Source organism: Pseudomonas sp. WC2 (assembly GCF_050586545.1).
Classification (GTDB): domain Bacteria; phylum Pseudomonadota; class Gammaproteobacteria; order Pseudomonadales; family Pseudomonadaceae; genus Aquipseudomonas.
On the sequence record NZ_JBOBDR010000016.1, the window covers coordinates 105721 to 120072 of the forward strand.

At 60.3% G+C, this 14352-nt stretch carries 10 protein-coding genes and 2 pseudogenes; 11 read left to right on the plus strand and 1 reads right to left on the minus strand.

Annotation, left to right across the window (positions count from 1 at the left end):
* Window positions 1-144 precede the first annotated feature (144 nt).
* The 4 genes and pseudogenes from ACQ4OE_RS19940 (at window position 145) to ACQ4OE_RS19955 (ending at window position 4438) form a co-directional block, all read left to right on the plus strand.
* Window positions 145-540 (plus strand): YbaN family protein, encoded by a 396-nt coding sequence (locus tag ACQ4OE_RS19940; RefSeq protein WP_430947650.1) that lies wholly within the window; start codon window positions 145-147, stop codon window positions 538-540.
* A gap of 510 nt (window positions 541-1050) precedes the next feature.
* Window positions 1051-2010 (plus strand): annotated as a pseudogene (locus ACQ4OE_RS19945) (chemotaxis protein); the annotation flags it as partial.
* Window positions 2011-2388: 378 nt separating this feature from the next.
* Window positions 2389-2916, plus strand: a pseudogene (locus tag ACQ4OE_RS19950) (methyl-accepting chemotaxis protein); the annotation flags it as partial.
* 175 nt (window positions 2917-3091) lie between these two features.
* On the plus strand, window positions 3092-4438 hold the full coding sequence (locus tag ACQ4OE_RS19955; protein ID WP_430947651.1) for a CoA transferase: 1347 nt from the start codon (window positions 3092-3094) through the stop codon (window positions 4436-4438).
* Between the two features lie 210 nt (window positions 4439-4648).
* On the opposite strand, the gene arcD (ACQ4OE_RS19960) is transcribed toward ACQ4OE_RS19955, so the two are convergent.
* Window positions 4649-6076: an arginine-ornithine antiporter gene (gene arcD / locus ACQ4OE_RS19960; protein ID WP_430947652.1), complete on the minus strand. Its 1428-nt coding sequence runs from the start codon at window positions 6074-6076 to the stop codon at window positions 4649-4651.
* 437 nt (window positions 6077-6513) lie between these two features.
* On the opposite strand from arcD (ACQ4OE_RS19960), the gene arcD (ACQ4OE_RS19965) reads away from it, so the two are divergent.
* From arcD (ACQ4OE_RS19965) to gcvH, 7 genes are all read left to right on the plus strand, one after another.
* Entirely contained in the window at window positions 6514-7941 is a 1428-nt protein-coding gene (arcD, locus tag ACQ4OE_RS19965; protein ID WP_122589563.1) for an arginine-ornithine antiporter, read from the plus strand.
* A 33-nt stretch (window positions 7942-7974) separates the two neighbouring features.
* Window positions 7975-9231, plus strand: a complete 1257-nt coding sequence (arcA, locus tag ACQ4OE_RS19970; RefSeq protein WP_122589564.1) for an arginine deiminase — start codon at window positions 7975-7977, stop codon at window positions 9229-9231.
* 69 nt (window positions 9232-9300) lie between these two features.
* Window positions 9301-10311, plus strand: coding sequence for an ornithine carbamoyltransferase (locus tag ACQ4OE_RS19975; protein WP_122589566.1), 1011 nt, complete (start codon window positions 9301-9303; stop codon window positions 10309-10311).
* 141 nt (window positions 10312-10452) lie between these two features.
* Window positions 10453-11382, plus strand: a complete 930-nt coding sequence (gene arcC / locus ACQ4OE_RS19980; protein WP_430947653.1) for a carbamate kinase — start codon at window positions 10453-10455, stop codon at window positions 11380-11382.
* A gap of 62 nt (window positions 11383-11444) precedes the next feature.
* On the plus strand, window positions 11445-11807 hold the full coding sequence (locus tag ACQ4OE_RS19985; RefSeq protein ID WP_122589568.1) for a DUF5064 family protein: 363 nt from the start codon (window positions 11445-11447) through the stop codon (window positions 11805-11807).
* Window positions 11808-12009: 202 nt separating this feature from the next.
* Window positions 12010-13518, plus strand: coding sequence for a sigma-54-dependent transcriptional regulator (locus ACQ4OE_RS19990; protein WP_430947654.1), 1509 nt, complete (start codon window positions 12010-12012; stop codon window positions 13516-13518).
* A gap of 448 nt (window positions 13519-13966) precedes the next feature.
* Entirely contained in the window at window positions 13967-14350 is a 384-nt protein-coding gene (gcvH, locus tag ACQ4OE_RS19995) for a glycine cleavage system protein GcvH (RefSeq protein WP_016983835.1), read from the plus strand.
* Window positions 14351-14352 lie beyond the last annotated feature (2 nt).

The following is a 14352-nucleotide window of genomic DNA, read 5'->3' on the forward strand; positions in this document are numbered from 1 at the left end:
GGGAGCGAGCCTGCTCGCGAAGACGGCAGCACATTCAACATTAATGTGACTGATCCACCGCTTTCTCGAGCAGGCTAGCTCCCACATGGGAACTGCAACAACCTGTAAGATCTCCATTCCGCTTCAGAAGCCACCGCTGACCTCATGCCCCAGCCAGCCTCCTCAAAACTCGCCCGTCTGATGTTTGGCCTGCTGGCCTACGTCAGCCTCGGCATTGGCCTGATCGCCATCGTCGTGCCCGGTTTGCCGACCACCGAGTTCATCCTACTGGCTGCCTGGGCCGCAACCCGCAGCTCGCCGCGCTTGAGTGCCTGGCTGGAAAACCATCGGTTGTTCGGGCCGATTCTGAGCAACTGGCGCAACGGCAAGATCATTGCGCGCAAGGCCAAGGTCAGCGCAACGGTGAGCATGTTGCTGTGCGCCACGCTGATGCTGGTGATGCTCGATCACGGCTGGCCGATCTACCTGGCGATTGCCGGGATGAGCTTGGGCAATCTGTGGATCTGGTCGCGTCCCGAATCACTGCCAAAAACCGTTTGACCCATTACCCAGACCCGCACATGGCCGGACACGCGCCGTTCATATCCTTGAAACATCCCTGTAATTTTCCCCTTTTTCAGCACTTTCCCCTGCGCAAACGTTTAGCGCTGACCGTCCGTCGGCAGCCCGCTCATGCGCTGTCGTTCCACGCCGATGAGCATTGAATGGCGCTGAATGGATTTGGCCGGGTACCTCATACCCGCATGCCACCCGTCTATTCATTCGCGAGATCGCCCCATGTTCGACTCTCTGTCCATTCGCCTGAAAATCGTTCTGCTCTCCGGCCTGTGCCTGCTCGGTGTGGTCGCGCTGATCGTTGGCATGAACATCTACCAGACCAATCAGAACGACGAACTGGTCAGCGCGTCCAGCAACAAACTGCTCACCGCCAGTGTGCAAAACCTGCTGCAAGCCAAAGCCGCCGAACAAGCGGTGCGGGTGCAGAAGACCTTCGGCGAAAGCCTGACGGTGATCACTGCCGTAGCGGATCAGATCAAGGACATGCGGGTGATGGCTGCCAGGCGTTCGCTGGACGCGGGCGCCTTGCGGGAAGAGTTGAACCTGAGCCTGAAAACCGCGTTCGAGCGCAACGACAAAGTGCTGGGCATCTGGCTCGCTTTCGAACCCAACGGTCTCGACGGCAAGGACAGCGAGTTCGCCAATGACGCCGCGCGTCAGTCCAACGAAGCCGGACGCTTCGCCACCTACTGGAGCCGCGCCGCCGGTGCCTCGCTGAACACGATCATGGTCGAAGAAGACCTGACCAAAACCACCCTCAGTGTCAGCGGCACGCCTTACAACAGTTGGTACACCTGCCCTCGCGACAACAAGCGCACCTGCCTGCTCGATCCGTATGCCGACACGGTCGGGGGCAAGGAAATGCTCATGACGACCATTTCCGTGCCCTTGATCGTCGACGGTAAAGCCATCGGTGTGGTCGGTGTCGACATTGCTCTCGATGCCCTGCAAGCGGCGGCCGTCGAGTCGCAACGCAACCTCTTCAATAATGCCGGGCACATGTTGATCGTCTCCGGCAGCGGCGTGCTCGGAGCCGACAGCTCGGACGCGGCCAAGGTCGGCAAAAAGATCAACGACACCCTCGGCGCCGATGGCCAGGACGTGCTGCAACTGCTCGCCTCCGGCACCCCGAAAATCCTCGAACAGGGTGACCTGATCCGTGCGGTGTACCCGGTCGATCCGATTGGTAACTCGCGCGCCTGGGGCGTGGTCATCGACTTGCCGAAACACGTGCTGCTGGCCGACTCGGTCAAGCTGCAAGCGGTGCTGGATGATGCGCAGGAAACCGGCGTGATCACCGCGCTGCTGGTGGCCGTGGTTGCCGGTCTGGTCGGCCTGCTGCTGATCTGGCTCACCGCGTCCGGCGTGACCCGCCCGATCAACAGCGTCGCCGAGATGCTGAAGAACATCGCCAGCGGCGAAGGCGACCTGACCCAGCGTCTGAACTACAGCAAAAAGGATGAACTGGGCGAACTGGTGAACTGGTTCAACCGCTTCCTCGACAAGCTGCAACCGACCATCGCCCAGATCAAACAGAGCATCACCGAAGCGCGCGGCACCGCCGACCAGTCTTCGGAAATCGCCCGCCAGACCAGCGAAGGCATGCAGGTGCAGTTCCGCGAAATCGACCAGGTCGCCACCGCCTCCAACGAAATGAGCGCCACCGCCCACGACGTCGCCAACAGCGCGTCGAACGCGGCCAACGCCGCCAAAGGTGCCGACCAGTCGGCCAAGGACGGCATGTCGATCATCGAGCGCAGCACCCGCGACATCAATCAACTGGCCGATGAAGTCAGCAAAGCGGTGACCGAAGTTGAAGCGCTGGCGGTCAACAGCGAGCAGATCGGTTCGGTACTGGAAGTGATCCGCAGCATTGCCGAACAGACCAACCTGCTGGCGCTCAACGCAGCGATTGAAGCGGCGCGTGCCGGTGAGAGCGGGCGTGGGTTTGCCGTGGTTGCTGACGAGGTGCGTAACCTCGCCAAGCGTACGCAGGATTCGGTGGAAGAAATTCGCGTGGTGATCGAGCGCATTCAGACCGGCACCCGTGGCGTGGTCGCGACCATGCATTCGAGCCAGACCCAGGCGCACAACAACGCCGGGCAGATTCGGCAGGCGGTCGATGCGCTGGGCAAGATCAGCGACGCGGTGACGGTGATCAGCGACATGAACCTGCAGATTGCCAGCGCGGCTGAGCAGCAGAGTGCGGTGGCTGAAGAAGTGAACCGTAACGTTTCGGCCATCCGTACCGTGACTGAAACCCTGACCGAGCAAGCCACTGAATCGGCGGCGATCAGCAGCCAGCTCAATGCGTTGGCCAGTCAGCAGATGAAATTGATGGATCAGTTCCGGGTCTGACTCCGCGAGAGATCGTTCCCACGCTCTGCGTGGAAATGCAGCCCGGGACGCTCCGCGTCCCAATCGGAAACTGGAACGCGGAGCGTCCCTTGATGCATTCCCACGCGGAGCGTGGGAACGATCCTCCTCGTGCTTTTTTGCACTATCATCGCCCTCTCGCTCCGGAGGGCCTTCGATGACTGATGTACTCACGTCCATTCAAGCCGCACTCGGCTTGCCCCGCACGCCGATTGCTTTCACCGCCAGCGGCGCCCTGCCCTCGGCGTTCGCCGTGACTGAGCTTGCCTGCGCGAGCATGGCCGCTGCCGGTCAGGCGGTCAGCGAGTTGATCCGCCAGCAAACCGGCTATCTGCCTGAAGTGGAAGTTGACCGTCGTCTGGCCTCGTTCTGGTTCTCCACCTCGCTGCGCCCCATCGGTTGGCAAGTGCCACCGTTGTGGGATCCGGTCGCCGGTGACTATCAAACCCGCGACGGCTGGATCCGCCTGCACACCAACGCCCCGCATCACCGCGCCGCCGCTGAACGTGTGCTCGGTGCCTGCACAGACCGCGGGCAAATGGCGGCGAAGGTTGCGCAATGGATGAGCACGGATCTGGAGCACGCGGTGGTCGAGGCCAAGGGCTGTGCCGCCGAGATGCGCAGTTGGGCACAGTGGCAAGATCATCCGCAAGGCTTGGCAGTGAATGCCGAGCCGCTGGTGCATTTTCTCGATTCGCCGGATGAAAACGCCCAACCGTGGCAAGGCTCAGTCGAGAGACCGTTGGCGGGGATCAAGGTGCTGGACCTGACGCGCGTACTCGCCGGCCCCACCGCCAGCCGTTTTCTCGCCGGGCTCGGCGCTGATGTTTTGCGCATCGACCCGCCGACCTGGAACGAGCCCGGTGTCGTGCCGGAAATGACCCTCGGCAAACGCTGCGCACGGCTGGATCTGCATGATCCGGCGGATCGTGCGGTGTTCGAAAACCTGCTCAAGCAAGCCGATATGCTGTTGCACGGCTACCGCGCCGACGCACTGGAACATCTCGGTTTCGGCCTCGAACGCCGCAGGCAACTGGCGCCGGGCCTGATCGACGTCAGCCTCAACGCCTACGGCTGGAGCGGCCCATGGCAGAACCGCCGAGGTTTCGACAGTCTGGTGCAGATGAGCAGCGGCATTGCCGAGGCCGGGCAGCGCTGGAAGCATGCCGATAAACCAACGCCGCTGCCGGTGCAGGCGCTGGATCATGCAACGGGGTATTTGATGGCGGCGAGTGCGCTCAAGTTGCTGGCGGCGCGCTTGAGGAGTGGTCGCGGCGGTTCGGCGCGTCTGTCGCTGGCGCGTACGGCGAAGTTGTTGATTGAGTCTGGCCCGGGGACAACCGAAGCCCTGCGCGCGGAAGATGAACAGGATCAACAGTTGTCGCTGGAGCAGACCCCATGGGGCCCGGCGCATCGTTTACAGGCGCCAGTGAAGATCAGCGGCACAGCGTTGCAGTGGACATTGCCGGCCACCGATCTGGGTTCACACCCGCCACAGTGGTGAATCCAAAACCGCTATCGCCAGCAGGGCTGGCTCCCACACTGGCGGTGTGTCGCTCATAAATCCTGTGGAGCCTGCCCTGAAAGGGATAACTTCCACGGGGGATCCGCGTCATTCACAAAATCCCCTGTGGGAGCCAGCCCTGCTAGCGATAGGGCCAGTTCTGCCAACACAACATCCGGATCAGTCAGCCTGACTCAAGGACGGCCAGCCTCACAACGACAGCACCCCACTGTACAACCCGTATGCCGCCAGCCCTGCGCCGATGATCACGCAGGTGAAAATGCCTTTCTCTATGGGGGTGAACAACGGCTCGCCGGCCTCATGTTTGGCCTTGGCAAACAGAATCACCCCCGGCGCATACAAGAGCGCCGACAGCAGCAAATACTTCACCCCGCCGGCGTACAACAGCCACACCGCGTAGACGAGAGCAATGCCGCCGATGAGCAGATCCTTGGTGCGTTCGGCCGAGGCGTGTTCATAGGTTTCGCCGCGCCCACTGAGCAGCACCGCGTACGCCGCCGACCACAGGTACGGCACCAGAATCATCGACGAAGCCAGGTAAATCAGGCTGGTGTAAGTCCCCGCCGAAAACAGCGTGATCAGCAGGAAAATCTGGATCATCGCGTTGGTCAGCCACAACGCGTTGACCGGCACATGGTTCTTGTTTTCCTTGGTCAGGAACGCCGGCATGGTCTTGTCCTTGGCCGTGGCGAAAAGAATCTCCGCACACAGCAGCGCCCACGACAGCAAGGCGCCGAGCAGGGAAATCGCCAGACCAATGCTGATCAGCAACGCGCCCCACGGCCCGACGATGTGCTCAAGCACCGCCGCCAGCGACGGGTTCTGCAGATTCGCCAGTTCCGGCTGGCTCATGATCCCCAGCGACAGCACGTTAACCAGCACCAGCAACGCCAGCACGCCGACAAATCCGATCACCGTGGCGCGCCCGACGTCGCTGCGTTTCTCCGCCCGCGCCGAGTACACGCTGGCGCCTTCGATGCCGATGAACACGAACACCGTGACCAGCATCATGTTGCGCACCTGATCCATCACCCCGCCGAAATTCGGGTTGCTGGTGCCCCAGATGTCGCGGGTAAAAATGTCAGCCTTGAACGCCACCGCCGCGATGACGATGAACATGATCAGCGGCACGACCTTGGCCACGGTGGTCAATTGATTGATCAGCGCCGCCTCTTTGATCCCGCGCATCACCAGAAAATGCACGGCCCACAGCAGCACCGACGCGCAGCCGATGGCAATCGGCGTGTTGCCCTGACCAAAGACCGGAAAGAAATACCCGAGGGTGCTGAACAGCAGGACGAAATAGCCAACGTTGCCCAGCCACGCGCTGATCCAGTAACCCCACGCCGATGAAAACCCCATGTAATCGCCAAACCCGGCCTTGGCGTAGGCATACACGCCGGAGTCCAGTTCCGGTTTGCGATTGGCTAGGGTCTGAAAGACGAAGGCCAGGGTCAGCATGCCGATCGCCGTGATGCCCCAACCGATCAGGATCGCCCCGGCATCGGCCCGCGCCGCCATGTTCTGCGGCAGCGAAAAAATCCCCCCGCCAATCATCGACCCCACCACCAGGGCGATCAACGCACCAAGGCGCAGCTTTTGCGTCGGTTGCGACATTCAAATCTCCTTGAAAAGTGTGACGATAGTCTATTTGTAACAACTATTAACTAAGTGGGTAGAGCTAGATGATGCTTATCAGACAAAGCAACTTAACCTCCACTTATATATAGCCGATGACGCTAACGCCTAGCACGCCAAGTCGGTTCTGTGCGCGAATCCTAATAAATCGATTCTGTACTGAAAACAGAGGCGGAAAATTTGCCAAAACCTGAAAAAGAACTAGCGTGATAATTCGAAAGTAATAATAGCCATTCCCAAGCACATCACCAGAAAGCCTCTAGGACGGGCATTACAGACGATAGCTTTATGCCTGCAGTGGTTTCCTAAGTCATTCATTAACAATGGAATGTGGCCATGCACTGATCTACGTCAGCTGTTTGAACAGACAACAGAACTACGCTGTGATCTCTTCTCTCCTGCAATGGAGTCATGCAATGTCTGAAGCTCCCGGAAAACTAAGACTAGGTGCACTGGTCGCGTTGGTAGTCGGCTCGATGATCGGTGGCGGGATATTCTCTTTGCCACAAAACATGGCCGCCAGCGCCGACGTCGGTGCGGTACTCATCGGTTGGGCCATCACCGCTGTCGGCATGCTCACCCTCGCGTTCGTCTTCCAAACCCTCGCCAATCGCAAGCCTGACCTGGACGGCGGTGTCTACGCCTACGCCAAGGCCGGATTCGGCGATTACATGGGTTTCTCGTCCGCCTGGGGTTACTGGATCAGTGCCTGGCTGGGCAACGTCGGTTACTTCGTTCTGCTGTTCAGCACCCTCGGTTACTTCTTCCCGGTATTCGGTGAAGGCAACACGGTTGCGGCGGTGATCGGCGCGTCGGTGCTGCTGTGGGCCGTGCACTTTCTGGTGCTGCGCGGGATCAAGGAAGCGGCGTTCATCAACCTCGTGACTACCGTCGCCAAGGTCGTACCGCTGGTGCTGTTCGTGTTGATCGCGATCTTCGCTTTCAAACTGGACATCTTCACCGCTGACATCTGGGGTGTGAAAAACCCGGATCTGGGCAGCGTGATGAACCAGGTGCGCAACATGATGCTGGTCACCGTGTGGGTGTTCATCGGCATCGAGGGCGCGAGCATCTTCTCCGCCCGCGCCGAAAAACGCTCGGACGTCGGTAAAGCCACCGTGATCGGCTTCATCACCGTGCTGTTGTTCCTGGTGCTGGTGAACGTGCTGTCGCTGGGCATCATGACTCAGCCGGAACTGGCGAAACTGCAGAACCCGTCGATGGCCGCCGTGCTTGAGCACGTGGTCGGACACTGGGGCGCGGTGCTGATCAGTGTCGGTCTGATCATCTCGCTGCTGGGCGCACTGCTGTCGTGGGTGCTGCTGTGTGCGGAGATCATGTTCGCCGCCGCCAAAGACCACACCATGCCGGAGTTCCTGCGCAAGGAAAACGCCAACCACGTCCCGGTCAACGCTCTGTGGCTGACCAACGCGATGGTGCAGATTTTCCTGATCATCACGCTGTTTTCGGCCAGCACTTACCTGTCGCTGATCTACCTCGCCACGTCGATGATTCTGGTGCCCTACCTGTGGTCGGCGGCCTATGCCCTGCTGCTGGCGGTGCGCGGCGAAACCTACGAAGGCTTTGCGGCGGAACGGCGCAAGGATCTGATTATCGGCGGCATCGCGCTGATCTACGCGGTGTGGCTGCTGTATGCCGGCGGGGTCAAGTACTTGCTGCTCTCGGCCCTGCTCTACGCACCTGGCGCGATCCTGTTCGCCAAAGCCAAGCTGGAACTCAAACAACCGATTTTCACTCACGTCGAGAAGCTGCTTTTCGCCGCAGTGGTCGTGGGCGCCCTGGTGGCTGCCTACGGTCTCTACGACGGCTTCCTGACTCTGTAACCCCTGATTGTTTTGTTATCTGGAGGATCTGAAATGACCACGGAAAAAGTTAAGTACGGCGTACATTCCGAAGCCGGCAAACTGCGCAAAGTCATGGTGTGCTCCCCAGGTCTGGCCCATCAGCGGCTGACCCCGAACAACTGCGACGAGCTGCTGTTCGACGACGTGCTGTGGGTGGCCCAGGCCAAGCGCGACCACTTCGATTTCGTCACCAAGATGCGCGAGCGCGGCATCGATGTGCTGGAAATGCACAACCTGCTGACCGACATCGTCGCCATCCCGGAAGCACTGGACTGGATTCTCGAGCGCAAGGTCACCGCCGACTCGGTGGGCCTGGGCCTGATCAGCGAAGTGAAGTCCTGGCTGAAAAGCCTCGAGCCACGGCACATCGCCGAATTCCTGATTGGCGGTGTGTCCGCCGATGACCTGCCGGACAGCTTTGGTGGCAAGACCATCCAGATGTTCCGCGACTTCCTCGGCCACTCCAGCTTCATTCTGCCGCCGCTACCGAACACCCAGTTCACCCGCGACACCACTTGCTGGATCTACGGTGGCGTGACGCTGAACCCGATGTACTGGCCAGCGCGCCGTCAGGAAACCCTGCTGACCACCGCCATCTACAAATTCCATCCACAGTTCACCAACGCCGAATTCGAAATCTGGTACGGCGACCCGGACAAGGATCACGGCAGCTCCACCCTTGAAGGCGGCGACGTCATGCCAATCGGCAACGGCGTGGTGTTGATCGGTATGGGCGAACGCTCGTCCCGTCAGGCCATCGGCCAACTGGCGCTGAACCTGTTCAAGAACAAAGCCGTGGAAAAAGTCATCGTCGCCGGCCTGCCGAAATCCCGCGCGGCGATGCACCTCGACACCGTGTTCAGCTTCTGCGACCGCGACCTGGTGACGATTTTCCCGGAAGTGGTCAATCAGATCGTCGCCTTCACTCTGCGCCCAGACGAAAGCAAACAGGGCGGCATCGACATCCGCCGCGAAGAAGGCAGCTTCCTCGACACCGTAGCCAAGGCCCTCAATCTGCAAGCGCTGCGCGTGGTGGAAACCGGTGGCAACAGCTTCGCCGCCGAACGCGAGCAATGGGACGACGGCAACAACGTGGTGGCTGTGGAGCCGGGCGTGGTCATCGGCTACGACCGCAACACCTACACCAACACCCTGCTGCGCAAGGCAGGCGTGGAAGTCATCACCATCAGCGCCGGTGAACTGGGCCGTGGCCGTGGCGGTGGCCACTGCATGACCTGCCCAATCGTGCGCGACGCAATCGATTACTAAACCTCTGAGCCCTGGCCGGCACTTACAACGTGCGGCCAGGGGGATAACCGACACCGAAGGAGATCCATCATGGCTTTTAACATTCACAACCGTAACCTGCTCAGCCTGGAACACCACACCCCACGTGAGCTGCGTTACCTGCTCGACCTGTCCCGCGATCTGAAACGCGCCAAGTACACCGGCACCGAGCAGCAGCACCTGAAAGGCAACAACATCGCCCTGATCTTCGAAAAAACCTCGACCCGTACCCGTTGCGCCTTCGAAGTGGCGGCGTATGACCAAGGCGCCAACGTCACCTACATCGACCCGAACTCCTCGCAAATCGGCCACAAGGAAAGCATGAAAGACACGGCCCGCGTGCTGGGCCGCATGTACGACGCCATCGAATACCGTGGCTTCAAACAGGAAATCGTCGAAGAGCTGGCCAAGTTCGCTGGCGTACCGGTGTTCAACGGCCTGACCGACGAATATCACCCGACGCAAATGATCGCCGACGTGCTGACCATGCGTGAACACGCCGACAAGCCGATCCATGAAATCAGCTACGCCTACCTCGGCGATGCGCGCAACAACATGGGTAACTCGTTGCTGCTCATCGGCGCCAAACTCGGCATGGACGTGCGCATCTGTGCGCCGAAAGCGCTGTGGCCGCATGACGATCTGGTCGAGCGCTGCAACAAGTACGCGGAAGAAAGCGGTGCGCGCATCACCCTGACCGAAGACCCGAAAGCGGCGGTCAAAGGCGTCGACTTCATTCACACCGACGTCTGGGTATCGATGGGCGAACCGGTGGAAGCCTGGGCCGAGCGTATCCAGCAATTGCTGCCGTATCAGGTCAACGCCGAGCTGATGAAAGCCACCGGCAACCCGCGCACCAAGTTCATGCACTGCCTGCCGGCGTTCCACAACAGCGATACCAAGGTCGGCAAACAGATCGCCGAGCAGTATCCGCACCTGAAAAACGGCATCGAAGTGACCGACGACGTGTTCGAGTCGCCCGCCTGCATCGCCTTCGAGCAAGCGGAAAACCGTATGCACACAATCAAGGCGATTCTGGTCTCGACCCTGGCTGATCTGTAACCACTGCTTATCCATGATCGTTCCCACGCTCCCGCGTGGGAATGCATCCCGTGACGCTCTGCGTCACAGCGGACGCGGAGCGTCCGTGGCGGCATTCCCACGCAGAGCGTGGGAACGATCACTACGAAAAGGACATGCACCATGCGTATCGTCGTAGCTCTGGGCGGTAACGCCCTGCTCCGCCGTGGTGAACCGATGACCGCTGACAATCAGCGCGCCAACATCCGCATCGCCACCGAGCAAATCGCCAAAATCCATGCCGGCAACCAACTGGTCATCGCCCACGGCAATGGCCCGCAAGTCGGCCTGCTGTCGCTGCAAGCGGCGGCTTACACCTCCGTCACCCCTTACCCGCTGGACGTGCTCGGTGCCGAAACCGAGGGCATGATCGGCTACATCATCGAACAGGAACTGGGCAACCTGCTCGACTTCGAAGTGCCGTTCGCCACCCTGCTGACCCAGGTTGAAGTCGACGCCAACGACCCCGCGTTCAAGAACCCGACCAAACCGATCGGCCCGGTTTACGACAAGGCCGAAGCAGAAAAACTCGCCGCAGAAAAAGGCTGGGCGATTGCCCCGGACGGCGACAAATTCCGCCGCGTAGTCGCCAGTCCACGACCAAAACGCATCTTCGAAATCCGCCCGATCAAGTGGTTGCTGGACAAGGGCAGCATCGTGATTTGCGCCGGTGGCGGCGGCATTCCGACCATGTACGACGAGAACCGCAATCTCAAAGGCATCGAGGCGGTGATTGACAAGGATCTGTGCTCCTCGCTGCTCGCCGAGCAACTGGAAGCGGATCTGCTGGTGATCGCCACGGACGTCAACGCGGCGTTCATCGACTACGGCAAACCGACGCAGAAAGGCATCGCCGAAGCGCACCCGGACGAACTCGAACGCCTCGGTTTCGCCGCCGGTTCGATGGGGCCGAAGGTGCAGGCAGCCTGCGAATTTGCGCGCCATACTGGCAAGGTCGCGGTGATCGGGTCGCTGGCGGACATCGAAGCGATTGTCCAAGGCACCGCCGGCACACGGGTGACCACCGCGAAGCCGGGCATCACTTACCGATAATCAGAAACTCCGGGGGCAGACCCAGGGTCTGCCCTTCTCCCATGCCTTGAAAGGAGTAAACCATGGCCCAGTTTGAACCCGGTCATTTGCATATCGAGCGGCACGCGTTGACCGACGATGACGTCAATTACAACGTGCACCTCGACTATGAAGTGTTCACCGATCCGCAGAAAGGCAAAGGGATACAGTTCACCCTGCACGGCAGCATGCAAGGCAAGGACATGAAGGAAACGTTTTTCCTGCCCAAGGAAGAGGCCTACAACTTCGCCCGCGACGTGACCCGGATCGCGGAGAAGTACGGAATTCCCAAGACGCACAGCCAGATCGGCTCGGTGCACAAGCACTACGACCTGATGTTTGAAGACATTCGGCAGAAGTTGAATATGCAATCCGGGGATCCGGTCAATCCCGAGCATTTCGAATAACCTGGATTTTTCACATCGATCGTTCCCACGCTCTGCGTGGGAATGCCGCCACGGACGCTCCGCGTCCGCTGTGACGCAGAGCGTCACGGGATGCATTCCCACGCGGAGCATGGGAACGATCAGCGCAGGACACAGATTTCACCATTAGCCCGCCCCAAGGCATACTTGCCACCCTCCGCTCTGCAGATCACTGAACCGCCCCATGCGTATCCACGTCAGCTTCATCGACCGCGTCGGCATTACCCAGGAAGTCCTGGCTATCCTCGGTGGGCGCAATCTCAATCTGGATGCGGTGGAGATGATCCCGCCGAACGTCTACATCGACGCGCCGACACTGAGCCCGCAAGTGCTCGAAGAACTGAAAGACGCGTTGTTTCGCGTGCTCGGCGTGGAAGCAGTGACCGTGGTCGACATCCTTCCCGGCCAGCGTCGGCATTTGCAGCTCGATGCATTGCTCGCGGCGATGACCGATCCTGTTTTGGCGCTGGACAGCGCCGGCAAGGTGCTGCTGGCCAACCCGGCGTTGATCGCGTTGTACGGTCGTGAGCCGGCCGGTGAAAGCGTCGCTGAACTGTTCAACGATCCCGGCTTGCTCGACACCTTGCTCGAACACGGCTTTCGTTTGCCACTGCGCGAGATCACCGTCAACGGCCAGACCTTACTGCTCGACGCTACGCCGATCACTGACGCAGGCGCCCTGCTGACCTTGTACCAACCGAACCGCATCGGCGAACAACTCTCGGCGCTGCACCACGACCATGCCGAAGGCTTCGACGCGCTGCTCGGCGAGTCCCCGGCGATCCGCACCCTCAAGGCGCGCGCGCAACGGGTTGCCGCTCTCGATGCGCCGCTGTTGATTCAAGGCGAAACCGGCACCGGCAAAGAACTCGTCGCCCGTGCCTGCCACGCGATCAGCACGCGACACAGTGCACCGTTTTTGGCGCTCAACTGCGCAGCGCTGCCGGAGAACCTCGCCGAGAGCGAGCTGTTCGGCTACGCCCCCGGGGCCTTCACCGGTGCGGCGCGCGGTGGCAAACCGGGGCTGATGGAACTGGCCAACCAGGGTACTGTTTTTCTTGATGAGATCGGCGAGATGTCGCCCTACTTGCAGGCCAAGTTGCTGCGCTTCTTGAACGACGGCAGCTTCCGCCGCGTGGGCGGTGATCGCGAAGTGAAGGTCAACGTGCGCATCCTCAGCGCGACCCACCGTGATCTGGAAAAAATGGTCAGCGAAGGCTTGTTCCGCGAAGACCTGTTCTACCGCCTCAATGTGCTCAACGTTGAAGTGCCGCCGCTGCGTGAACGCGGTCAGGACATTTTGCTGTTGGCACGCTACTTCATGCAGCAGGCTTGCGCGCAGATTCAGCGCCCGGTCTGCCGCCTCGCGCCCGGGACCTACCCGGCGCTGCTCGGCAACCGCTGGCCGGGCAACGTGCGGCAATTGCAAAACGTGATCTTCCGCGCGGCGGCGATTTGCGAGAGCAGCCTGGTGGATATTGGCGATCTCGACATCGCCGGCACTTCGGTGGCAAGGCAGACCGACAGCGATGTCGACAGCCTCGAACAAGCGGTCGAATCCTTCGAAAAAACGCTGCTGGAAAAACTCTACGTCAGCTATCCCTCGACCCGCCAACTGGCCAGCCGTCTGCAGACTTCGCACACCGCGATCGCCCATCGACTGCGCAAGTACGGCATTCCCAACAAGCCCTGAAAGCACCTCAAACCCTGTGGGAAATCCCTCCTTTGGGAGCGAGCCTGCTCGCGAAAGCGGTATATCAGCAGAATCATTGGTGACTGACACACCCTCTTCGCGAGCAGGCTCGCTCCCACAGGGATTACAGGGGGGATTCGAAATCCCTTCAAAAACGACCTCCACCTGTACTGAAAGCGCTACAGCGGAACGATATCGCTACACTCGCCTCCGGTCACTGCTGTGCAAGGCTTTGATCCCGTTCAGCTTTTTTCAATGCCCCATGCTGTAGCGATTTCGCTACACAGACAGTTAAACCACGTCCCAGGATTTACCTCAAGCCATTGATTTATAACAACAAATAAACCTTGGCCGCATTCTTGCTATTCATCCCCTCATAAATAAGGGCTCTCCCGCCCAAGCATTCCACCGCGTCCACCAGACGAGTCTGGCCCCCTGAGGAGTTTCCATGAGCGAGTTGCGTTTTACTGAAGATCACGAATGGCTGCGCACCGAAGCCGACGGCAGCGTTACTGTCGGCATCACCGCTTTCGCGCAGAACGCCTTGGGCGACGTGGTGTTCGTGCAACTGCCTGAGCTGCAGGCTTACGAAAAAGGCGCCGAAGCCGCCACCGTGGAATCGGTAAAAGCCGCCAGCGGCGTGTACATGCCGCTCGACGGCGACGTGCTGGCCGTCAACCCGGCGCTCGAAGACGCTCCGGAACTGGTCAACGAAGATCCACTGGGCGAAGGCTGGTTCTTCCGCTTCCAGCCAAGCGACGCCGCCGCTGTCGGCAAACTGCTCGATCAGGACGCGTACGACCGTCTGATCAAAGCCCAAGCCGAAGCCTGAGG

Bases quoted from the DNA above. Each gene is read 5' to 3' on its own strand.
- ACQ4OE_RS19975 (WP_122589566.1), top strand. From the start codon at position 9,301: ATGGCTTTTAACATTCACAACCGTAACCTGCTCAGCCTGGAACACCAC.
- arcA (WP_122589564.1), top strand. From the start codon at position 7,975: ATGACCACGGAAAAAGTTAAGTACGGCGTACATTCCGAAGCCGGCAAA.
- gcvH (WP_016983835.1), top strand. From the start codon at position 13,967: ATGAGCGAGTTGCGTTTTACTGAAGATCACGAATGGCTGCGCACCGAA.
- ACQ4OE_RS19990 (WP_430947654.1), top strand. From the start codon at position 12,010: ATGCGTATCCACGTCAGCTTCATCGACCGCGTCGGCATTACCCAGGAA.
- ACQ4OE_RS19985 (WP_122589568.1), top strand. From the start codon at position 11,445: ATGGCCCAGTTTGAACCCGGTCATTTGCATATCGAGCGGCACGCGTTG.
- arcC (WP_430947653.1), top strand. From the start codon at position 10,453: ATGCGTATCGTCGTAGCTCTGGGCGGTAACGCCCTGCTCCGCCGTGGT.
- ACQ4OE_RS19940 (WP_430947650.1), top strand. From the start codon at position 145: ATGCCCCAGCCAGCCTCCTCAAAACTCGCCCGTCTGATGTTTGGCCTG.
- arcD (WP_122589563.1), top strand. From the start codon at position 6,514: ATGTCTGAAGCTCCCGGAAAACTAAGACTAGGTGCACTGGTCGCGTTG.
- arcD (WP_430947652.1), bottom strand. From the start codon at position 6,076: ATGTCGCAACCGACGCAAAAGCTGCGCCTTGGTGCGTTGATCGCCCTG.
- ACQ4OE_RS19955 (WP_430947651.1), top strand. From the start codon at position 3,092: ATGACTGATGTACTCACGTCCATTCAAGCCGCACTCGGCTTGCCCCGC.